19 protein-coding genes are annotated in these 23,512 nt (G+C 48.2%); 1 reads left to right on the plus strand and 18 read right to left on the minus strand.

Going from position 1 to position 23,512, the window contains the following annotated elements:
- From ACY2VT_RS12425 to ACY2VT_RS12510, 18 genes are all read right to left on the minus strand, one after another.
- Positions 1-241 (minus strand): hypothetical protein (locus ACY2VT_RS12425; RefSeq protein WP_461880103.1); only part of this gene is annotated, 241 nt, incomplete at its 3' end.
- Positions 242-352: 111 nt separating this feature from the next.
- Complete coding sequence (locus tag ACY2VT_RS12430) at positions 353-1,393, minus strand: hypothetical protein (RefSeq protein WP_461880104.1); 1,041 nt, start codon at positions 1,391-1,393, stop codon at positions 353-355.
- A gap of 191 nt (positions 1,394-1,584) precedes the next feature.
- Positions 1,585-2,718 (minus strand): YkvI family membrane protein, encoded by a 1,134-nt coding sequence (locus tag ACY2VT_RS12435; RefSeq protein ID WP_461880105.1) that lies wholly within the window; start codon positions 2,716-2,718, stop codon positions 1,585-1,587.
- Complete coding sequence (locus tag ACY2VT_RS12440) at positions 2,711-3,811, minus strand: iron-containing alcohol dehydrogenase family protein (RefSeq protein WP_461880106.1); 1,101 nt, start codon at positions 3,809-3,811, stop codon at positions 2,711-2,713. Before ACY2VT_RS12440 ends, ACY2VT_RS12435 begins: the two co-directional genes overlap by 8 nt.
- A 286-nt stretch (positions 3,812-4,097) precedes the next feature.
- A complete protein-coding gene (locus tag ACY2VT_RS12445) occupies positions 4,098-5,453 on the minus strand; it encodes a C40 family peptidase (protein ID WP_461880107.1) in 1,356 nt (451 codons plus the stop codon).
- A gap of 198 nt (positions 5,454-5,651) precedes the next feature.
- On the minus strand, positions 5,652-6,722 hold the full coding sequence (locus ACY2VT_RS12450) for a BMP family ABC transporter substrate-binding protein (RefSeq protein ID WP_461880108.1): 1,071 nt from the start codon (positions 6,720-6,722) through the stop codon (positions 5,652-5,654).
- 167 nt (positions 6,723-6,889) lie between these two features.
- Positions 6,890-9,634, minus strand: coding sequence for an N-acetylmuramoyl-L-alanine amidase family protein (locus tag ACY2VT_RS12455; protein ID WP_461880109.1), 2,745 nt, complete (start codon positions 9,632-9,634; stop codon positions 6,890-6,892).
- Positions 9,635-9,821: 187 nt separating this feature from the next.
- Complete coding sequence (locus tag ACY2VT_RS12460; RefSeq protein ID WP_055267749.1) at positions 9,822-11,507, minus strand: formate--tetrahydrofolate ligase; 1,686 nt, start codon at positions 11,505-11,507, stop codon at positions 9,822-9,824.
- A gap of 228 nt (positions 11,508-11,735) precedes the next feature.
- Complete coding sequence (locus ACY2VT_RS12465; protein WP_461880110.1) at positions 11,736-13,502, minus strand: sulfatase-like hydrolase/transferase; 1,767 nt, start codon at positions 13,500-13,502, stop codon at positions 11,736-11,738.
- Positions 13,503-13,732: 230 nt separating this feature from the next.
- Positions 13,733-14,356, minus strand: coding sequence for a V-type ATP synthase subunit D (locus ACY2VT_RS12470; RefSeq protein ID WP_022461683.1), 624 nt, complete (start codon positions 14,354-14,356; stop codon positions 13,733-13,735).
- Between the two features lie 20 nt (positions 14,357-14,376).
- Positions 14,377-15,801: a V-type ATP synthase subunit B gene (locus ACY2VT_RS12475; protein ID WP_022461684.1), complete on the minus strand. Its 1,425-nt coding sequence runs from the start codon at positions 15,799-15,801 to the stop codon at positions 14,377-14,379.
- A gap of 14 nt (positions 15,802-15,815) precedes the next feature.
- The gene (locus ACY2VT_RS12480) at positions 15,816-17,582 is read right to left on the minus strand and encodes a V-type ATP synthase subunit A (RefSeq protein WP_022461685.1); all 1,767 of its coding nucleotides are present in this window, start codon (positions 17,580-17,582) and stop codon (positions 15,816-15,818) included.
- The gene (locus ACY2VT_RS12485; RefSeq protein ID WP_055220230.1) at positions 17,575-18,162 is read right to left on the minus strand and encodes a V-type ATP synthase subunit E; all 588 of its coding nucleotides are present in this window, start codon (positions 18,160-18,162) and stop codon (positions 17,575-17,577) included. The genes ACY2VT_RS12480 and ACY2VT_RS12485 overlap by 8 nt, the downstream gene beginning before the upstream one ends.
- Positions 18,163-18,185: 23 nt before the next feature.
- Complete coding sequence (locus ACY2VT_RS12490) at positions 18,186-18,494, minus strand: V-type ATP synthase subunit F (protein ID WP_055220228.1); 309 nt, start codon at positions 18,492-18,494, stop codon at positions 18,186-18,188.
- A 50-nt stretch (positions 18,495-18,544) separates the two neighbouring features.
- Positions 18,545-18,979, minus strand: a complete 435-nt coding sequence (locus ACY2VT_RS12495; RefSeq protein WP_461874618.1) for an ATP synthase subunit C — start codon at positions 18,977-18,979, stop codon at positions 18,545-18,547.
- A 111-nt stretch (positions 18,980-19,090) separates the two neighbouring features.
- Positions 19,091-21,037 (minus strand): V-type ATP synthase subunit I, encoded by a 1,947-nt coding sequence (locus ACY2VT_RS12500; protein WP_461880111.1) that lies wholly within the window; start codon positions 21,035-21,037, stop codon positions 19,091-19,093.
- An 11-nt stretch (positions 21,038-21,048) separates the two neighbouring features.
- A complete protein-coding gene (locus ACY2VT_RS12505) occupies positions 21,049-22,089 on the minus strand; it encodes a V0D/AC39 family V-type ATPase subunit (RefSeq protein WP_022461690.1) in 1,041 nt (346 codons plus the stop codon).
- 4 nt (positions 22,090-22,093) lie between these two features.
- On the minus strand, positions 22,094-22,405 hold the full coding sequence (locus tag ACY2VT_RS12510; protein ID WP_055220224.1) for a hypothetical protein: 312 nt from the start codon (positions 22,403-22,405) through the stop codon (positions 22,094-22,096).
- Between the two features lie 454 nt (positions 22,406-22,859).
- Between ACY2VT_RS12510 and trmB the strand changes: the two genes are divergently transcribed.
- On the plus strand, positions 22,860-23,510 hold the full coding sequence (trmB, locus tag ACY2VT_RS12515; protein WP_461880112.1) for a tRNA (guanosine(46)-N7)-methyltransferase TrmB: 651 nt from the start codon (positions 22,860-22,862) through the stop codon (positions 23,508-23,510).
- The last annotated feature ends 2 nt before the right edge of the window (positions 23,511-23,512 follow it).

Consider the following 23,512-nt stretch of genomic DNA (forward strand, 5'->3'; position numbering starts at 1 on the left):
ATGCAAAAAAGGCAGTGCTGCAGAGCGCGAATTGCAAGGAACAGATTTGAAGGCGTACCGGGGTACGACGAAAATCTGTGACGCAGTAATTCACGCTCTGCGGTGCTGAATTTTTTGCATTATTTTCGGGGATTGCTATAAATGGAGATGACGGTGATTTTGTGGTGCAGGGGCAGCCTGTTTCAGAAATAGAAAAGCTCCCATTTCGATAGATTTTCTCTTTCTGAAACAGGCTGTTCATGCATCACTCCGATGCGAAGTATCGGACAATCATGTGCCGTATCCGGCCAAGCTTTGTGTTGGGTTCCGTCAAAAAGAAATTATTTATTGCCATACACAGCAATAAAATGAATCAGTGCTTCCGTTTCCGAACTGGCATACTTTTTTGCAGAGGCTGCGATTGATATGCTTCAAACGAATTGCCCTCGTCGCGTCCAGATATGTAGCGATTATCATTTAGTTTCCACTTCCTCATTTCTTCAAAATAAGCAGTATTTGCCATTTCCGAATTCCAGTCCATTCGCTCCAGCAGATAATACTCCATTCCATGATAACATTCTTCGCAAATTCCCGTAAAAAATTCTTCTGCTGTCTGAGATGTTAAATGCTCTGGAGCATACCATATTTCGTTCTCTTCGTTATTATATAATGCAACGCAATTCGATGATCCTGTCTCTTTCACATACAGCGGAATTTCGGGAATTCCAAGTCGTTCTGTTTCAAGCCGTACCATCTTCTGTGCTGCAATTGTTCTTTCTTCCAGTGTTTTTTGCCTCCACTCGCTCTCCTTTAAGCTCAGCAGAAATTCTTTATTTTCCCAAAAAATGGTCTCCTGATTCTGAACAAGGTTATAGTCCTTTTCTCGTTCGTAAAGTTCTGCCGCTCCGGACGGAGATTCAAACTTCTGATATAGTATCATACACGTCGGCACCATACACACGCATACCGAAACAAACAGAAATGCATTTATGTCACTTCTTTTTAATCTCCAGAATTTTTTTGGAGAATATTTTCGTTTTTTTCTATGTAAATCTCTTAAAACCGTAACAAAAAATATCCCATCCAGCGCTGCAAGAAACAACACAATTTTCAGTGAATATTGGGCAAATAAAAACAGCATCAGTATGCTCGGCGGAAATGCATAGAATAAAACTTCATTTGCAGTTCCATCTGCACAATAGCTTCGAATGGGTGAGGCCAGCCACAAAATCAGGCACAGCGCATAGGCAAAAAGCATTGTCCCCGACGAAATATGAACGGACAGTTCTGTAATATATACTTCAACCTGTTTTACATACATCACATACAAGATGCCTATCGGATACAAAACAGAACATTTGCTCAGCCAGTATGCCGCTGATTTTCTTTCCCGTTGTCTTTTCCGCTCCTCCATATCAGATTCCCCCTGATTTTTCTTCTGTTTTATTCGGAATACTTGTATGTTTATTTTAACGTAATTTTTCGTTTTTGCCTATCCTGCATTTTAAGTCAAACCTTCCTGTAAACACAAAAATTGCGAAGCCCTTTTCTTTGCAGGACTCCGCAATTTTTTTTTACTCTATGATGCATAACAGGCAGCATATTTCATTTCGTATCAAACCGCGTCACCGCCATGTGCACCACGTACGGCACCAAGATGACCGGGATTGCCAGGTATGCCAGGATGCTGTACGCCTTCTGGATCAGCGTCAGCAGACCAAACTGTGCGATAAGGAAATCCGCGATGCAGCAGACAAGCGCGGCGAGAATCTGGGTGCGGGTAATTTTGCCTGGGGTTTCGGTATTTCCCCTTCTCTTGGCGAGGCCGTCGTGGATTCGTTTGACCATGGCGGCAACCATGTTGACAGCTGTGGATACGGCACCGAGGATGATCAGAACAGAAATCAGCGGTGTCATAAATTTACTGCCGACGCCCTGCTGAACCATAAAGAGCGTCGGGACGCTCTGCCGGCTCATTTCCGGATTCTGATATATGGTCATAATTCCGAGAACGACCATAATCATCATCAGTGCATTTAACACCGTGCCGAGAGCCATACTTTTTCCGGCGTCCTCCGGCCTTTCAAAGGATTTCGCATGCTGGACAAAAACCGCGACATTGGCGAGCTGAAAGGTTCCGTACACGAACGCTGCATACAACGCTTTCCCGAACGGGAGGTCTGCGGCTTTCATGGCGCTCACCGTGTCGGCAATGTTTCCGGCTCCGGCGATGATGTTCGGGACGTAGACGATCAGCAGGCCGGCGATAATGCAGATCGACAGTACCGATGCTACTTTCCGTACCAGATCGGTTCCGAAGACCGAAACGACGAAAATAAAGGCTCCGATCAGAAACGTACAGAGCAGGTACGGCAGACCGGTCAGGGTACTCAGTGTTGCCCCTCCGGTTGCGAAGGCAACGGCCGGAGCGACACACATAACGCAGAGGTACAAGAGCTCAAACAGATTGGAAAACAGCGGCGCGAATCTGCCGTAAAAGGCATTATTATAGGAACGATAATCGTAAACCTCATGCTTCCGCGCGAAATAGAGGCAGTATGCAAAGAACACACCGTTGTACGCCATTGCAAAGAGCGGCAGAAAAAGACTCCAGATACCGTATCTTACATAATAGCTGTAAATCTGTGCTCCCGAAGCGAAGCCTCCTCCGAAATGGGTGGTGAACCAAACGAACGCCACGCCGAGAATCATCGATCCTGCTTTGTTTTTCTTACTCATCTTTCTTCACCCTCTCCTTCAGTTTTGTCATCGCCGCATCGAGCATCTCCGGTGTCACGCGGTACGGATAATGTTTCACATCGGACATCTCCGGGATGCGCGTCATACTTTCCTTCCACTGCCCCTCAGAAATCTCGATCTGCTCCAGCGACACCGGGAGGTCGATACTGCGGTTCAGTTCATAGACTTTCTCGAACTCCTCTTCCTGTCCGTCGACAAGCAGAGCAAGCAGAACGCCGAATCCTACGACTTCCCCGTGGAGATGCCGTTCCTCGATCACCGGGTACGAGGTCAGCGCATAGAAAACGGCGTGCGCCAGGCCACTGTTGTAATCCGGTGTGAAATCCTTCGTCAGGAAAATGGAAGCGATTCCTGTCGTCACCACGATTGCCAGAATGACCTGCTCCACATCGTAAGTACAGAGCTTCTGTTTGTGATCCACAAACGCCTTTGGACCGTATGCCAGCAGCGGGTTGCGGCACATCTGGCTGAGCGCGACACCAAGCGATGTGAAATGCTCCAGCCGCTCATTCCGTGAGGAAATCGTCGCTTCATAATATTTTGCATATGTGTCGCCGATTCCCGCCCACAGATACTGATACGGTGCTTTGGCGATAATCTCCGTGTCAATGAACGCATGCATGGCCGGGCGGATGAAGAAATGCGGTTTCAGGAACGTACCGTCCTCGTTATACATAATCGAAACCGATGTGCATGCCGCGCAGTTCGATGCGATGGTCGGGAACGTGAAAACCGGCTTGTCGTCCGTGATGCAGAGACATTTTACGGTATCAAGCGCTTTTCCGCCGCCTACGCCGAAAACCATATCGGCAAGCTGATACAGTTTCATGCTCCGCAGACGCTCGACCGTCTGATACGTGCAGTCTTTTCCGAAAATCTCTTTTCCAATGATGACAAGATTCGTCTCATCCACCGCTGCTTTGATTTTATCATAGGCAGCGGCAAGCGCTTTCTCTCCTCCAATTACAAGAATGGTCTTTCCATACGACTCACATACCGGGCCTATCTTGTCGTAAATAGTCTCTCCGATGGAATAGTTTGGCAGATGAACTTCATAATTTTCCAGTTTCATGTTTTATTCTCCCTTCTCCTTCCTGCTGATCCCAAGAAACACACTTCATGAATTTCCCAAGCTTTCATGGCAATCGCCGATGTCTCGTGTAAGCACAGACTCTGGCTCGTTTCCCGCAAAAAAGGCGCATTAACCTTCTTCTGGTCAATACGCCCTTGTATCTCCGATGTGCTTTAGTATAGCACAGTTTTAACGCAGATGCACCCGCTTTTCCGCAAAATACGAAAAAAGATCCCGGGATTTTTTATTTCCCGGGATCTGAAAATTCTTACTATGTAATTCTTTTTTAAACCACACGTCTTACCGCAAGAATCGTGGTATACGCTGCATTGCTGCTGATCTTGATACCGTCGCGCTCATTGCTTGCGTGTACGATTGCACCGCCGCCGATGTAGATGGCTACGTGGCCGCTGTAGCAGATGATATCGCCCGGCTGAGCTTCTGCATAAGATACGCCGCGTCCTACGCTGCGCAGTGCGCTGGAGGAATGCGGAAGGCTGTATCCGAAGTGTGCGTAAACGCTCATGATAAAGCCGGAGCAGTCAGCTCCGTTGGTAAGGCTTGTGCCGCCCCATACGTACGGGTTGCCGATGAACTGAGTTGCATAGGATACGATGGCGCTTCCTGTTGCACTTCCGGTGCTGCCGGAGCTGCTGGTATCGCTGGACGAAGAATCATCGTAAGAGCTTCCTCCGTTAGACGGTGTTGTTGTCGTGGTGGAGCTTCCTGTGCTGGACGGTGTGTTGCCTGCCGTCGTTGTATTATTTGCAGCACTGCTTGCGGCTGCTTCTGCTTCCGCCTGTCTTGCAGCTTCTGCCTGGCGCGCTGCCTCGGCTGCTTCTGCTGCCTGACGTGCCTCTTCGGCTTTTCTTGCTTCCTCAGCGGCTTTTGCTGCTTCTTCGGCTACAATCTCTTCCTGAATCTGCTGGATCTTTGCGTTCTGCTCTGCCAGGACTGCGTTGTACTGTGCAGCCATGTCATTCAGGTCTGCAATCTGGTTCTCGTAGTCATCGGAAACGGCTTTCTTCTGCTCGAGCATTTCCTCGAGGGACTGCTGCTGTGCTTCCTGCTCTGCCTCGCTGGCTTCCAGGTCTGCTTTCTCGTCTGCGAGCTGATTGCTGTAATCCGTTACCTGCTGTACCAGATCCATGTACTCCTGCAGGCACTCTCTGTCGTATTTGTATAATTTCTGGGTGTACTCAGCCTGGTTCAGGATGCTGCTTAAGTCTTTTCCTTCCAGAATCAGTGCTGCCCAGCCGTTGTCTCCGCCGCTTTCATAGAGGAATTTGATACGTTTTTTCATCTGCTCGTACTGCTCGTCCTCTTCTGCCTGTGCATTGCTTAATTTTTTCTGAGTATCTTCAATCTCAGTCTGTTTCTCTGCAATTTCATTTTTCAGATTTTCAACGGATGCCATGGTTACGACAAGCTGTGCGTCCAGGTCATCAATCTCGCCGGTAATCTGATTCTTTTTGGTTTCCAGATCGTCGATTTCTGCTTTTGCGTTGTCAAGCTGTGCGCTGGTCTCGGCCTGTGCTGCCCGCTGCTGCTGTAACTGCTCCTGTTTGGAGGCGCTTACTGTCATTACCTGAGCTGCACTTACGATCACTGCTAAACTTAAGGCAAGAAATTTTTTTCTCATTCTTTCACTCCCAAATTGATTCGTTGTATGTAGGATTTCTGTTTCCAGTTTTACCTGTTTCTTAGAAATTCAATTATTCTGTAACAATTTTGAAATATTTTTCCCAATTCTTTTTACATAATATCACAATTCACAAATAGATGCAAGGAAAAATATCCCGCCTTTTTGTAAACAATTCGTGAACAGTAACGATACATGTTATTTTACCTTCTGTACACTCACACAACTCAATTTGTATTGATCCGGCGAGGAAAGCGCATCGCCGTCGGGGATTGAAAAGTCCTCTGCGGAGAATTTCGCACAGAGTGCCCGGTACTGATCCTCTGTAAAGGACGGCACCGCATCCTGGTTCCATTCCAGGCTGATCTCCTGATCGGGCACGCCGCGCGTTACAATTTTCCCGCCTTCAAAATCCTTTTGTTTCATTTCTTTTAACGCATTGTAAACTGCAGTTCCATAATCCAGACGTACTTTCAGCACGGCATTGGCATACTCCTCCACGCCGCCGTTTGCGATCAGTGCCCCGTCTGCCGCAGATGCTGCTGCGCCAAGTACATTCTGATACGATGCACCGTCCGAGAAGAGAATCTGTCCGCCCTCACCGTACCAGCTTTTGATTTTTTCCAGATACGACGGTGATACGCTGCTGCTCTTCCGATACGTATAATCCAGCGTGATGCTGTTTTCTCCAAGCCCCAGATCCGCAGCGGCCGCCTCTGCACCGAGTGCATAACCAGTCCCGTATTTTGTTCCGTTCTCTTCGTTTTTCTGTCCGATATAGCCCAGGTGCGTGTAACCCGCCTGTACTGCCGCATAGCCCGCCAGGTAGCCGGCCTCAGATGCATCAATTTCCAGGCTTTCTGTATTTCCGCGGAGACGGCTGCGGCCGCTCTCACTGACCGGTTCTGCCTCCAGCAGCAGAAAACGGACCTTCTTCCAGTCGCGCTGTGCGTCGTAAACGGCGCGGCTCATGCTCGTTCCGGCACAGACGATAACGGATGCTCCCTTCTGCGCCGCCTCTTTGATGGTGTTTTCATAGTCCTCTGTTGTCCGTCCTGCCGGAACACTTGCTTCATATTTCAGACCACTCTCGTCTCCATACTGCGCAAGACCGTTCCATGCTGACTGATACACGGCGTCGGAGGCTACCTCACTGCCGTCGGTTACCAGTACCAGATCCACCGGTTCCGTCTTTTCTTTTCCGCAGCCGCCCAGCAGCAGCAACGACACTGCGCCAAGACAGAGCGCCCATTTCCAGCTCTTTCGCATGTTTACTCCCCTTGTATTTTTATTTTCCAGATTTTTTTCTTTTGTATTTCTGATCTGCGTCTTTCACGCACCTTCTAGTATAGACAATTCCAGCGCAAAAAGAAAGAGAGAATACACGAACCACAAAGTTTTTTTGTATTCTCTCTTATTTTTTATAGAAGATATTTTTAATGGAACAGATCGTTCAGGATTTCTGCCGGTTTCTTCCTGCGGTAGCCTTCACTGTCGCTTAAGATACTGCTGCTCCAGGTGAAATGGTTCACACCGGTCAGATAGGACCGGTCAAGAACTTTTACACCATACCGCTCATACGCAACCGGATAATACATTTTCATGTATTCATTTGCCAGCTCAATAGCCTCGCTGTTAATGCTTCCTGTCGAAGAAACGGTTCCGCCAAGCTGAATATACGGCGGTGTCGCATGAATGACAACCACGCTGCCGTCCGAGCACTGGCCAATGACCATCCAGACATGGCCGCTCTTGCTGACCACATCACCCGGCGTAAATTTCTGGGACGTATCACCTGTCACACAGGTTCCCCAGCCTTTTCTTGCAAAGTAGGCCGGCATCTCGGTGGAGGTTGTCGTTGCATACTCTTCCGTCACCTGATGTGCGGTCCATCCGACATAGCCGGAACAGTCAAGACCTTTTCCGTACTCATACAGATGATCGGAATAGTTGTAGGTGGAATCCTGTGTATTGAAGAATTGTTTCCACTGCGCATTGACGCCGTAACTCTCTGCCTCTGCGTCTGTGTGGCCGCCTCCCCAGATATACAGCGTATTTCCAAGCGGAAGCAGTGCATTTTTCAGAAAGTTCCGTACGGTGCGGACACCGATCTGCGCGGATGGTTCAAATCCGTCCGGACTCTGTACCAGCTTGCCGTCTTCATCGAACACATACGTTTTTCCGTTGATCACCTGTTTTCCGGTTATCATGCCGCCCCAGCTTCGGAAATAGTATGTATTTCCACCGATCGACTGCCAGCCGATTGCCATTTTCGAATCAGATCCCAGGTAATAGAGGTTATTATCATAGGTAATAAACGCGTTCTTGTACATGCCGCCCCAGCTTCTCGGATAATAATAGTTATAATCCCAGTATACCCAGCCGCTTGTCGCCATAACGCCGTTTTTGTCTACATAATAATAGTTTCCGTCATACTGAAACAGCTCGTCATCTCTTCTGGTTCCATTGGCGTTGATCCAGTAATACGTTCCGTCCAGAAGCAGCCAGCCCGTATGACTTGTACCGTCCTCATCGAAATAATATGTTTTTCCGCCATTCTGCACCCAGCCGGTGGCAAATGTTCCATCGGAATTGGCATAGTATGTTTTACCGCCGATGGTAAATGTCTGATCATGGTACAGACCGCCCCAGCTCTGGAATGCGTATTTTGTTCCGCCGATGGTATGAATTCCGGTGTACATGCCGCCCCAGCTGTGGAAATAGTAGCGGTTTTTATCGTAGGTGATCCATTCAGACGATGCCATCGTACCGTCTTCTTTCATCCAGTACCAGTTGTTGTCATATTTCACCCAGCCGGTCTGAAGCGACGTATCCTTGTTGATCCAGTAATACGTTCCGTTGGTCAGATACCAGCCCTCTTTTGTAATCTGCTCACCGTCTTCCAGAAAATAGTATTTCTTTCCATTGATATCGCAGACACCGGTATAGAAGGTTCCGTCATCTTTTGCCCAGTATTTCTTTCCCTGCCAGGTAAAAGATTCGTTACGGTAAACGCCGCCCCAGCTGTGGAAATAATATCTTGTTCCGTCAACCTCTTTCATTCCGGTGTACATCACACCGTCACCGTCGAAATAGTATCGGTTGTTGTCATACGTGACCCATTCGGATGCAGCGCGTGTGCCGTCCGCTTTCAGCCAGTACCATTTGCCTTCCAGCTTCAGCCAGCCGGTCTGAACAGAACCATCCTGATTGATCCAGTAAGTCTGATCTCCCAGCTGAACCCAGCCGGTCTGACTGGCATGATAGATCGATCCGTCATTCTGCGCTATGTAGGTTTTTCCTTTTACGGTAAAGAAGGTGCTTCGGTATACACCACCCCAGCTCCGGAAATAATACTCGTTTCCTCCGATGCTCTGGAAACCGTTTTTATAAATGCCGCCCCAGCTCCGGAAGTAATACAGATTGTTGTTGATTTCTTTCCAGCCGGATGCCATCATGACACCATTATCATCAAACCAGTACCAGTTATCATCGTACAGCAGCCAGCCGGTCTGCAGGATGCCGTCTTCTCTTACCCAATAATATGATGTGCCTTTTTTCAGCCAGCCTTTTTGTGTGATCTGCGCTCCCGTCGTATCATCAAATGCGCAGAGATCACCATGTCCATTCATTGTTCTGACTATTCCACGGGCAACGATACCATTTTCCTGTACATAGTACATTTTTCCGCTGATGCTGAGATACACATTTCTCTGAATGCCACCCCAGCTCCGGAAATAATAAAGATTTCCATCTACTTCCTGAAAACCATTTTTATAGATTGCTCCGTCTCCCTTGGCATAATAAAGATTATTATCGTATGTGAACCAGCTGTTTTCTGCCATGCGGCCGTTCCGGTCCGGATCCAGCCAGTACCAGTTTTCATTCTGGTAAAGCCATCCTGTTTTCAGCTGTCCGTTCTCATAAAAATACCAGCCGCCGTCGCCTGCCTTAACCCAGTCATTCTGACTGGCCTGCATAACAGCACCGCTGTCCTGTGAAGCCTGTGTCTGCGTTTCACTCTGTATCCCGCTCTGCTGATCCTCTGTCTCCACAGACTGGTCCATCACCGTGCTGCTCCCCACAGCACTCGCGGAAACAGTCGTCGGATGTACGCTGAGCATCAGCGCCATAAAAAGTGTACCGCCCAGAAGACTTCTCAATTTTTTCTTCGATGTCATTGGTAAGTAACTCCTTTACTATATTATATCTGCTTTTCTCTCCATGTTATCATTAGAAATTATATTATCTTTTGTAATATTTTGCAATAAAAACGTAAAAAAAGAGGCATTCACGAAGGAATGTCTCTTTTTTTCTGTGTTTTATTTCATGCTTTATTCTGTCTTTTCAAGACAATATCCTGTGTTATTAGAACAGTCCTGTAATCTTTCCAGTAGCGTCTACATCGATACGCTCTGCTGCCGGAACTTTCGGCAGACCTGGCATGGTCATGATATCACCGGTCAGGGCTACGATGAAGCCTGCACCTGCGGAGATTTTCAGGTTACGTACGGTAACTTCGAATCCGGTCGGTGCACCGAGTTTGGTCTGATCGTCGGTCAGGCTGTACTGGGTTTTTGCCATACAGATCGGGCAGTTGCCAAATCCGAGAGCCTCTAACTGTTTTGCCTGTTTCTGTGCATTTGCGGTCAGAACCACTCTGCTTCCGCCGTAGATCTTCTGAACGATGGCGTTCAGTTTCTCTTCGATGGAGCCTTCCAGATCGTATGCATAGGTGAAATCGTTCGGCTGCTCGCAGAGACGGACAACTTCTTCTGCCAGGGCTACGCCGCCCTCGCCGCCTTTTGCCCATACCTCGGACAGAACAACGTTGACACCGAGCTCTTTGCATTTCTCCTCAACCAGCTTCAGCTCTGCTTCGGTATCGGTCGGGAATGCGTTGATGGCAACGACACATGGCAGTTTGTATACGTTTGTGATGTTGCTTACATGTTTCAGAAGGTTCGGCATACCTTTCTCCAGAGCTTCCAGGTTCTCGCCGTTCAGTTCTGCTTTCGGAACGCCGCCGTTGTATTTCAGGGCACGAACAGTTGCTACGACTACAACTGCGTTCGGTTTCAGACCTGCCATACGGCATTTGATGTCGAGGAATTTCTCAGCACCAAGGTCGGCACCGAAGCCTGCCTCTGTGATGGTGTAATCTGCTAATTTCAGGCACATTTTGGTTGCTGTTACAGAGTTGCAGCCATGTGCGATGTTTGCGAATGGTCCGCCGTGAACGATGGCCGGTGTTCCTTCCAGAGTCTGTACCAGGTTTGGTTTCAGAGCGTCTTTTAAGAGTGCTGCCATAGCGCCTTCTGCGTGCAGATCGCCTGCGGTTACCGGTTTCTGCTCAGCTACTTTTCCGTAGGTATATCCGATAATGATTCTGGAAAGTCTTTCTTTCAGATCTGAGATGTCGCTTGCCAGACACAGAACTGCCATGATCTCAGATGCTACGGTGATATCGTAGCCGTCTTCTCTTGGCATTCCGTTTGTCTTTCCGCCAAGGCCGTCTACAACGCTTCGAAGCTGACGGTCATTCATATCTACGCATCGTTTCCAGGTGATCTTTCTCGGATCGATATTCAGAGCGTTGCCCTGGAAAATGTGGTTGTCGATCATAGCTGCCAGCAGGTTGTTTGCTGCGCCGATTGCATGGAAGTCACCGGTGAAGTGAAGGTTGATATCTTCCATTGGAACAACCTGTGCGTATCCGCCGCCTGCTGCTCCGCCCTTTACGCCGAATACCGGTCCAAGGGATGGCTCACGAAGTGCAACCATTGCTTTTTTGCCGATTTTGGAAAGTCCGTCTACCAGTCCTACGGATGTTGTTGTTTTTCCTTCTCCTGCCGGTGTCGGGTTGATCGCTGTAACAAGGATCAGTTTTCCATCCTCCGCATCGGTGTCTTTTAACAGGTTGTAATCGATTTTTGCTTTGTACTTTCCGTACTGCTCCAGATATTTGTCATCAATACCTGCTTTTTCTGCGATCGCTGTGATCGGCTGCATGGTACATTCCTGTGCAATTTCAATGTCTGATTTGTAACCCATTGTTTTCAAATCCCCTTTCTTTTTTCCGCTTTGTCCGCCGATTGATAGCCATATTTTACCATGTTTTGTAAGATGATTCAATTGATAATTATTTATTTCACAATCTTTATACGTTTTGTACCAAAAAATGCAGAAAATTCCGCCAAAAGGCGGAGTGGCACAATTCTGCATTAAAAAGAGAAGGATTCCCGGCTTTTTGCTGCCGAAAATCCTTCTCTTTTTTATTTTTTAAGAATACTGCGACTCATCCACATCAAACGGTTCGTCGCAAGGTCCTTCCAGGAGACGGTAGCATCCCTCGACGGAGAAGTAGTACCACTTTCCATCGATCAGTTTCCATCCTTTCACGGCATAGCCGTTGGCATCGATGTAGTATCTCTGCTCGGTATCGTTCGCATAGCGGTGTGGGTTCAGGGAGACCCATTCGCCTTTGGCCCAGCGGTCTTCGTCTTCGATGTAGAACTTCCAGCCCTCGTCGGTTTTGGTCCAGATGGAGGTTACCTGCTCTTCCATTTTTTCGAAGAATTTGGATTTCCGGGAGAGGTCATCATTGAGCTGGTCGAAGGTCAGCTTCTCTGCAAGCGTCTGTTCACCTGAAAACAGGTTCGTTCCAAGGCCGAGGCGGTCACCCTCGATGGTGGCACCGAGGCTGGCAAGCGTGGTCGGGAACATGTCCATGGTGGTGAAACTTCTGTTTTTCTCCTGCTGCGGCTGGATCGGGGAGTTGATGATCACGTTGTATACGGTTCTGGTGTAATCCGGGTCGATGTCTTCGCAGAAGTCGGAATCCATCGTCAGATGGTCGCCGGAGATCACAATCGTTGTGTTCTCATAGAAATCCTGCTGCTGAATCCAGGAAACAAACTCTGTGACCTGTTTGCTCGAACAGTGCAGAACCATTCCGTACTGGTTGTCGCCGTCGTTTTCCTCATCACAGAGTTCACACGGATATCCATCTTCGAAATGGGTATCTGCGGTCAGCATCGTGAAGTTGAACGGCTCACCCTCTGCTGCGATTTCGGTCAGGCGGTCTTTGGCGAAGGAGAAGAGTTTTTCATCCTCATAACCCCACCACTCGTAATATCCTTCCGGGATCAGGCCGTTTTCCATTGCCCAGTTGTAATCGTCTACTTCGTAATCGCCGTGCTCTTTAAAGTACTCTTCCCGGCCGCCGAACTGTCCGATTGAACCGATGAAGAAATACTGCTTGTAGCCTTCATCCGCCAGGACATCACCCAGGGTATTGATTTCCGGGAAGAAGCTGTCCTGATATGCCATCTCGTTCCGCTGGATTCCAATGCTGAGCGGCAGGCCGGAGGTCTGTGCGAAAATTCCGGCAATGGTCCAGGTTGCGTTTACGGTAGGCTGGCCGCCGCCAAGCAGCTCCGAATTGGAAAAACTGATGTTGTCTGCGGCAAGCTGGGTCAGCTCCGGGATATAGTTTTTATCGAATGCTCCGCCGGAGGCTTTGTCTGCGTAGGTGCTCTCCATGGATTCCAGATAGAGATAGATCAGATTTCGTTTCTGTTCCGGGAACGTGATATTCACGCGGTCCGGATCTACGTAGTTGTCTTCTACCACGGTATTGTACGTGCTCTGATTTTTCAGATAATCTGTTACATCCAGCGCTGCCCACACGTCATTGATGGAATAGACAATGCTGGCGGCTCCTGCCGCGATACAGATCATCCCGAACGCCACATGGGCTTTGCGTTTTTCCCGAAGAAAAATGCTGACCAGAATCAGAAGGATGAGTGCTGCGGCTGCGATCAGCGCACTTGAGCAGACATAACTCATCAGAAGATCATGGCTGGTTCCGGCAATCGGAGCCTTTAACTGGTAAACAAGCTCTTCCATGCTCAGATTCGGCCATGTTTTCCGCATCCAGCGCTCGGACGTAAACAGCAGCACGCCAAGCGTTCCGATCAGCACTGCAAACACAGCCAGCAGAATGCGTCCTGCTTTTTTCGTTTTTTTCTGTTTCTTGTGTTTCATCTTCCTGCCTCCAAAAAGCATTACAGCTTACAAAATCTTAACTTTTCTTTACAATCGCCTTACATATTATAGCAAAGACCATTTTAAAAAGATAGAAAATTTTTATAAAATTTTTGCACAAAAAGTACAGCCAAAAACATATTTTTGCATGACACATAAAAACCCGCCCGGCACCGCAAATCTCTTCGCGGCCCAAGCGGGTTTTTCATCTCTATTCCGGGAAAGCCTTATCAGCTTGCCTTGTTTTTTCTCTGTTTGATGACTTTCAGTCGTGTGAACTCCTCGCGCTCCTTCTCCTCCAGTGCATCCGCGATATCCTTGGACAGCTGGGTGTAATGCGGAATCGTGATGTTCTTCAGCGCATTGGCGCGCTTCTGCGTTTTCTTGATTGCCGCAGCAAGGCGGTATGCCGAGTTCTCAATCATGGAAAGGTTTAAGGTCAGGTCTTTTACTTTTTCAAAGGCCTGTCTTGCCTGATCCAGGGACTCCTTCGTGCTGTAGTAAGCATACGTCGGAGCCTGTCCGGACGGATCAGCCTCTACCAGCGGAATTTCCACGCCCATGATACTCCTTGTCTTAATCCGGATGGATTCCTCCACCGGGACGGTATAGGACACGGTCTGTACGTTGGTGATACCGATCTCCATGTTCGCAATCTGCAGCGCCGCATATGCTTCGCGGAACGTCACATCGATCTGACGCTGAATATCTTTTGCCTCATCGATCAGGCCCATGAGCTCGCGGATCAGAATATTCCGCTTCTTGTCCATCAGCTCGTAACCCATGTGGGCAAGTTTCAGAGAGTTCTTTGCAAGAATCAGGTTTCCCTTGGTAGGAAAGGTATTCGGGTCCATTCCGATCTCACTCCTCTCGCTTACTCATTCATGGCATCGGCTTCTGCCTTTGCTTTTGCTACTGCATCAATGGTGGTCGGATGATAATACTGATCCAGAACCTTGGTGTTGACACGGTCGAGCTCTTCTCTCGGAAGCAGTCCAAGAAGCTCCCATGCCTTGTTCAGCGTATCTTCCATGGAACGGTTTTCATCCATTCCCTGGCCGATGAATTCATGCTCGAATTCATTACCGAATACCAGGTACTGTTTATCGATCGGGGAAAGCTCATCCTCACCGATAACGGATGCCAGGGAACGTGCATCTCCTACCTTTGCATAGCAGGAGAACAGCTGGTTCGCTACGTCCTGATGATCGGCTCTTGTGTAGCCCTCACCGATACCGTCCTTCATCAGACGGGAAAGACTCGGCAGTACGCTGATTGGCGGGTAAATAGACTGGCCGTGAAGCTGGCGGTCCAGTACGATCTGACCCTCGGTGATGTAACCGGTCAGGTCAGGGATCGGGTGCGTGATATCATCGTTTGGCATGGTCAGGATCGGAATCTGTGTTACGGATCCCTCTACGCCCTGTACGATTCCGGCGCGCTCATACAGCGTAGCCAGCTCACTGTACAGGTATCCCGGATAACCTTTACGGGAAGGAATCTCTCCACGGGAGGAGGAAACCTCACGCATAGCCTCGCAGAAGGATGTGATATCGGTCAGGATAACCAGGATATGCATGCCTTTCTCGAATGCAAGGTACTCGGCAGCTGTCAGCGCTACCTTCGGAGTGATCAGACGCTCTACAACCGGGTCATTTGCCAGGTTCAGGAACATAACAACGTGGTCAGATACACCGCTTTCCTCGAAGGTCCGGCGGAAGAACTCTGCTACGTCGTATTTAACACCCATAGCGGCAAATACGATTGCGAACTTTTCATCAGAATCTCCCAGGGATGCCTGCTGTACGATCTGTGCTGCCAGCTGGTCGTGCGGAAGTCCGTTTCCGGAGAAGATCGGCAGCTTCTGTCCACGAATCAGGGTGGTCAGACCGTCGATTGCAGAGATACCGGTATGGATATAGTTTCTTGGGTATTTACGGGTAACCGGGTTCAGCGGCAGGCCGTTGACGTTTCTTCTTACCTCTGCGTCAATCGGTCCCATACGGTCGATCGGTTTTCCGATACCGTCGAAGGTACGTCCCAGGATTTCCTCGGAAAGTCCGATCTCCATCGGATGTCCGGTCAGACGGGTATGGGTATTGGTAAGAGACATGCTCGAAGTTCCCTCAAATACCTGAATAACGGCTTTGTCTTCATATACAGCAACGATACGTCCCAGTTTTTTCTCATTGCCGTCTACGGTAAATTCTACGATTTCCTCGTAGGAAGCATTTTTTACACCTTCCAGAACAACCAGAGGGCCATTGACCTCACTAAGGCCTAAATATTCAATTGCCATGATGAATTCCCTCCTTAACCATTCTTCTCGAGTACCTTATCGTAGAAGGTGTCGATATCTTTTTTGTATGTGTCAAACAGATCCAGACGGTCATTCGGTACATCGTATTTAATAGAAACGACGCGGTCGAAGATCTTGTCCTCTTTCAGTACGGACATTGGCATGCCCATCGTTACGAGCGCTTTGGATTTCTTGTACAGATAAAGAATAACTTCCATCATCTTGTACTGTTTTTCCAGAGATACGCAGGTGTCATCCGGATGGAATGCGTTCTGCTGCAGGAAGCCCAGTCGAATAACTCTGGCGATTTCCAGGGTCAGCTTCTGGTCATCCGGAAGAACATCGCTACCGATCAGTTTTACAATTTCCATCAGGGAGCTCTCAGAGTTCAGGATTCCCATTAACTGGTTTCGCATATCTACGAAGTTTTTGTTTACGTGATCTTTGTACCACGGCGACAGATCCTGCAGGTATTCACTGTAGCTGGTCAGCCAGTGGATCGCCGGGAAATGACGGGCGTAAGCCAGAGATTTGTCCAGTCCCCAGAAGCAGCGGACGAAACGTTTGGTGTTCATGGTAACAGGCTCGGAGAAGTCACCACCCTGCGGAGATACGGCTCCGATGATGGATACGCTTCCCTCTGCGCCGCAAAGGGTCTGCATCATGCCGGCACGCTCATAGAAAGCGGACAGACGGGATGCCAGATATGCCGGGAAACCTTCCTCGGCAGGCATTTCCTCCAGACGGCCGGACAGCTCACGAAGTGCCTCTGCCCAACGGGATGTGGAGTCTGCCATGATTGCTACATCGTAGCCCATATCGCGGTAATACTCAGCCAGTGTCAGTCCGGAATACAGAGATGCCTCACGGGCTGCAACAGGCATGTTGGATGTGTTGGCGATCAGGGTGGTACGGTCCATCAGCGGGTTGCCGCTCTTCGGGTCGATCAGTTCCTGGAACTCCTCCAGAACCTGTGTCATCTCGTTTCCACGCTCTCCACATCCGATATAGATGATGATATCGGCATCAGACCATTTTGCGATCTGGTGCTGGGTCATGGTTTTTCCGGTACCGAATCCGCCAGGGATGGCTGCTGTGCCGCCTTTTGCGATCGGGAACATCGTATCCAGGATACGCTGTCCTGTGATCAGCGGAACGGATGCCGGATATCTTTTCAGGGTTGGACGCGGTACACGGATCGGCCATTTCTGTGCCAGTGTGATCTCTTTTTCGGTGCCGTCTTCCAGTTTCAGTTTTACAATCGGATCAAGGATGGTGTACTTTCCGTCTTTGGCAGCCCAGATAACCGTGCCGTTGACATCCGGCGGAACCATCGATTTGTGAACGATGGAACGGGTTTCCTGTGTCTCTGCAATGATTGCGCCGCCCATCAGCTCTTCGCCTTCCGAAACAGTTACATGGACATCCCATTTTTTCTCTGTATCCAGAGAATCTACGGTAAGGCCGCGGCTGATATATTTACCGGACTGCTTTGCAATCTCGGACAGCGGACGCTCAATACCGTCAAAAATATTGTTCAGGATTCCAGGTCCCAATGTAACGGAGAGGGCATCTCCGGATGCGGTAACTGTTTCGCCTGGTTTCAGTCCTGTGGTTTCCTCGAAAACCTGTACTGTGGTGGTATCCTTTGTCAGGGCAATAACCTCGCCGACCAGACGTTCTTTACCAACGTAAACCATCTCGGACATTTTAAATCCGGTGTTTCCTTTCAGATATACGACCGGACCGTTGATTCCATAGATAACTCCGGTTTTATTCATGCTCTACACCTCCGTGAAAGATGAAATTCTCCCGCTCTTCGTTCAGAAGGGTCTCGAAGGAATTATCGATCAGAATATTTTTCTCCGGAATGACCGCGCGCACGCCGCCAAGGAACGGCATGGCCGAAATGGTAAGGGTTACGGAGAGTTTCTGCTCCAGGGAAGCCTTATGAGCTTCGTCTGACGGATCCAGATATAAGGTCAGTTTGTCATTTCCGGCAAACGTAACGGCTTCGCGGATTTTGCGCTCCAGATACTCCTCATAGGATGGATCCTTTTTATAAGCGGTAAGTTTTTCACGAACTTCTTTAAACAGTTTTTCTTTTAATTCCAGATTTTTACGGGACAGCTTCCGTCTGATATGAAGCTGATCCGCTGACAGTGTCTTGTTGACATCACGTTTTGCTTTCTCGGTCTCGGCAGCAACTTCTTCTTCTGCCTGACGTCTTGCAGTTGCTTTATGCTCCTCGAAAATCTTATCCAGAGCTTTCTGGTGATCTCCGATCACGCGTTCTGCTTCACGGTTTGCACTGTCCAGGGAATGATTATAAAAATTCTGAAGTTTTTCCTCAGTAGTCAATGTGTGTCACCTCCAGGGCATTCTTACAGTTTTAATCCAATAGATTCATTTACAAAGGAAGTGATAAAGTCCGGCGCTCTTCCGGTACCGTGGCGGTCCGGAATTTCGATGAGCAGCGGAAGCTTATGGTTGAGGCGGACATCCTCCAGAATGTCCGGGAATTCCTTCCCGAACTTTTCTGTAAGGAGAATAATTCCGATCTCTTTGTCTGCCAGTGTTTTCTGCAGTGTATCATAAAGCTCCTCGCGCTCATGAACGACAACGCCTTCCACTCCGGCCAGGCGCATGCCCGTCTGAGTGTCTACGTTATCACTGATCAAGAACATTTTCATTTATGATTCCTCCAACTTAAGGTGAAGATCAATACCTTCCGGTTTTGGAATCAAAGTTTACCAAGAATCATGAAGGAGATGATCAGACCATACAGAGCGATACCTTCGGCCATAGCTACGAAGATCATGGATTTACCAAAGATGCTGCCGTCTTCGCTGATTGCTCCAAGAGCTGCGCTTGCGGAAGATGCAACGGCGATACCGGAACCAATACCGGAAAGACCTGTAACAAGAGCTGCACCGATGTAACCAAGACCGGTTGCAAGACCAGCGCCTGCTTCTGTTGCAGCAGATGCAGTTGTTGCGCCTGCGAAGGAAACAACGGTTGCGATCAGCAGAAGGCCGAAGAAGCCGCTTACATTAGCTGCCAGAGATTTTTTGTAACGATTTTTGCTGTGCTCACCTTTGAAGTAATAAGTCATAGGAACAACGATGGTTAATACCATTGCGATTGCAGTAAGTACCTGTACAAATGCTGAATTCATAATAGTTTTCCTCCTGAAGTTAATTCATTTTTTTCAATTTACTCTTTGCTACTATTCAGAGCCCTCTCTCGATTCCGCTTCGCTTCATTTCGCATGGCTCTGAATAGTAATCTATTTCTCTTCTTTTTTCAGAAATGGAACGAACGGTTTTCCGTCTCCCTCGTAGAACCGGCTGAACATCTCGTAGTACTCCAGACGAAGTACCTGGATCGCTACCAGCAATGCCTCAAGGCAGGCAACGAAGATGTTTCCGATGATGATAACAGGCCAGCTGATGCTTCCGCCTCCTGTTGCTCCGCCGAGCATCAGAACAACCTCCATCATAGCCGCATGGCTGACGGCATATGCGCCGACACGGACGAAGGAAATTGTGTTGGAGAAGTAGCTCAAAAGCACATCGAAGAGTTCGAAGAATGCCTGTACAAAGAACATTCCCTTTCCGGTCTCCGGAAGTGCATTGCCTTTTTTCTCTACGATACGCTCCAGCGGCTCTTTTAAGAAGATCGCCAGAAGCGGGATTCCGAACATGACTACCATCACGCCGACAGCCGGAGCTTTATGGCCGCTGAACAGCAGAACGAGTGTAACGGCAAGGGCTCCGTAGAAAATAAAGCCTGCCAGGGAGTTCTGGCTGAACAGAAGCTCGCCGAGCTTATGGTTTCTTGCTGCATTGATCATATGCAGCACCATTCCTGTCAGAATCATGAACATACCAAATGCAACCGCTGCGACAAATACGGTGTTCATCGAACCGATGAACGGAAGCGTTGTCATCGCTTCCTTCGGATGCAGCCAGAGGGCCGGTATGACATTCTCAAATCCGAAGAAGCTGCCGAACAGGAATCCGAAGATCACAGAGAATACCGCACAGGTACTCATGATCGCTGCCAGATCCATCTTCTTGTAGTGATACAGCAGTGCACCGCCAATCAGCAGGCACAGTCCCTGTCCTACATCGGCAAACATGATTCCGAAAATAAAGGCATAGGTAAGTCCTACGATAATCGTAGGGTCAATTTCATTGTAATTTGGCAGTCCGTACATCTTCACGTACATCTCAAACGGACGGAAGATTTTCGGGTTTTTCAGCTTTGTCGGTGGCTGACGCAGAACGTTGTTTGCATCATCCTCGATAAAGCAGAAGAGATTTGTGTCGTTTTCGATGTCCTTCTGGAAGGAAGCGGCATCCTTTTCCGACATCCAGCCGCACAGAATATAGAAAGTTTCCTTCTTGGATTTTGTGCAGGCTGCCAGGCGACGGACATCAAAGTTGCCGGAGAGCTGCTCTAACTGCTCTTTTGCTGCAACCAGATCCTCTGCGGAATCCGAAAGGCATTTTGCCAGTTTCCGTGAGCACTCGCTGAGTGCATCGTCTGTCTTTTTGATTTCTGCCTGAAGTGCTGCGTAAGCATCCTCCGGCGTTCCGCTGTACTCGTCCGGAACGTAGATTCTTTCGAAGTGCAGGGATGAGAATACGGCGTCCACTTTCGTGACCTGATCTCTCGGGCAGAAGTAAATGCCCCATACATACTGCTCATCGGAATGGCAGCGGTAGAATACCGTATCGCTATTCTCATAGCAGTAGCTCTCAAACTTGTTGTAATACTCTTTTGTGATCTTTCCGAATCTGAATTTGATAAAGTGGAAATCCAGAATGGAGGAAAGATTGCAGTGCAGATCCTGGAACGGCTCGATTTTCTGTGCTTTTTCCATCAAGTCTTTCTTTTTTGCTTCCAGTTCTGTACGCTCCTGGTTCAACTGGCCAAGGGTGTGATCCAAACCATGGACACAGTTGATGGCATCTTCCAGGGAAAGTCTTTTTGTGGTGGTACGCTTGTCTTCCGGCAGAAGTGCTGTAAAATCTTCCGCCTGTTTTAAGGTCTCTTTGTATGGGTTGATCTGGATATACGGTGTGATATTCTGCATCGTAGACAACTCCGTCAGAGCGTTTTCCAGATGTATCTCATATTTTGAGAGATAAGTGTTGACCACACGGTCAATGTCGGCTTTCGGCCCGGTGATGCTCAAAAATTTCATCTTGACAATCAATGAGTACACCTCCCCGTGTATTAAGTTTTTGCGATATGCTGCATTGCCTCGTCAGCGCTGATACGGTAACGTACGCACTCGAGTGCAATAATAAGCCGGTTTACCTCGTGCTCTTTGTGATAGAGGTATGAGTATATGGTGGCAACGGAATAAGGATCCTGTCTGGATTCACTGGAAAGTATGTGCTTCATAATGGCTGCATACATGGATTCCAGCGTATCGACTTTGAAGGAATCATACCGTTTCGCATAATAGGTTTGTTCCAGCAGCTGGGAAAATGCACTCATATTCTCGGCTTCTACCAGTGCCTTTACCACATCCTTTTTCAGCCGGTGATGAACCGGAATCAGCAGGGCGTAGATTTGTGCGCTGGTCATGTGATAATAGCGTTTGGAACGGTAGATCCACTGAAGGTTCAGCATGTCAAACTTGCTTCCCCATGCAGCGGTCAGCTCTTCCAGATCCCGCTTTGTCACTACTTTTGATCTGTCTTTCCACATCTGTGCAAAGTAATACAGATCCAGGGTCATCTCATAGTCGAACAGGGTCGGACGCTCGATATCCGCGAGCTGCGACAACGGGGCATAATATTCTGTCCCTTTCAGGTTCGCAATCAGTTCTTCGATCGTCCTGGAGGACGCCAGAAGATTGATGTCCAGCTGGGAATGCTTGTTAAAGAACTCGTCGAATATGGACAGGTTCAATACCACATCACGGTGATCAAATACCGTGTTCAGGCATTCTTTGATAACGGACACTTCGTATCGTTTGAAGTAGAGCGCAAGGAACTTTCTCTGCTCTACATTTGCAAAACGGTACAGTTTGGAAAAATCCCGGTACACCGTCAGGCGCAGCATTTTCTCGATCTGACCCCGGTGAAGGTCAGCTTCGTTGTAGCCCTCAAACAGATCCTCATAGCCCTTATGCTGTTTGAGATAAGAAACTGCCTGCGGTACACTCTCCAGTTCCACGATTTCCCGAAAATTCTGGTCGTTTAAAAGATGGCTCTGCATGGCTCTTATCTTTGTGGTAAGGCCGCTGTAGGATAATAGACCGCTCATCGTTTCACTTCCTTATAATGTTTTCGTAAATCTGCGTGGACAGTGCTCCGTGATTCTGTTCGTAATAAGCGTCCAGTGAAGATAGAAGTTCGGCGGCAGAGTCCCGCTGCTTTTTCTGATCCGCATCTGTAGTAGAATGAAGTTTCGTTGTAATCTCTTCAATCCGCTTTGCCGTTTCTGCTTCCAGATCTGCATCGAATTTTGCAATCCGCTCTTCCTGCTGCTCGTCCTGGAGCTTCTTCTGATTCTCGGCAGCCTGCATAATCTTAGTAGCAGCCGTTTCGATCTCTGCAAGTTTGTTAATTACAGATTCCATAGCATCGCTTTCCCTCCTTATGATATTTGCATAACAATCAAACCTGGTCCACTGACCAACTTTGATATACAGGGCAAAAAGTACAGGAGAAACTCCCGCATCTTTGCTGTTAGTATTCTACACCTTTTTTTCCAAAGTTGACATATTGAAATCGTAAAAAAAAGTGGGATTTCGATCGACTTTTTGATTAAAAATAGCCAATGGGTCATATTTTTTCTTCCAATATTAATAGCCAAAAGGCGGTCCCTCATATGATTTCGATATGGATCCAATTCGATTGTCATATTGCTGATAGGAAATGCTATGTGCAGGTTGATATTGTATACAGTATTTTGAAAACTCAGAAATTTTGAAAGCAGGATTTTTCTGTTTTGCTTTTTCGGGAGCTATGATATACTGGATATGATTGGCTTTTATTCTAATATTTATCACTTAAGAAAGGAATTTTACGCATATGCGCCTTAGAAATATCAGAGGATCAAAAGATGTGATTGCTTCCTGTCCGTTCGTTGTGCAGGAGCCGGAGAGCTGCCGGGGACGGTGGGCTGAGGTTTTTGGAAATGAAAATCCAATTCATATTGAGGTTGGAATGGGAAAAGGACGCTTCCTGATGGATATGGCGGTTCTGCACCCGGAGATCAACTACGTCGGCATTGAGATGTACGACAGTGTGCTGCTCCGCGCGGTACAGAAACGGGAGAAATTAGAGACAGAAATCAAAAACCTGTTCTTTATCCGCATGGATGCACGCCAGCTTCCGGAAGTGTTTGCTGAGGGCGAGGTAGACCGCATTTACCTCAACTTCTCCGATCCGTGGCCGAAAGACCGCCATGCGAAACGGAGACTGACATCGCATGAGTTTCTTGCACGGTATGAGAAGATTTTAAAGAAGGACGGAACACTGGAATTCAAAACCGATAACAAAGATCTGTTTGACTTTTCTCTTGAAGAGATGAAAAATGCCGAGGGATGGGAACTCACTGCATTCACATACGATCTGCACCACGATGTGGTTCTCTCAGAAGGAAATGTAATGACGGAATATGAGGAGAAGTTTTCCTCAATCGGAAACCCGATCTGTAAGATGGAGGCACGGTTTCTGTAAAA

Source organism: Fusicatenibacter sp. (assembly GCF_050872605.1).
In the GTDB taxonomy this organism is placed as follows: domain Bacteria; phylum Bacillota; class Clostridia; order Lachnospirales; family Lachnospiraceae; genus Fusicatenibacter.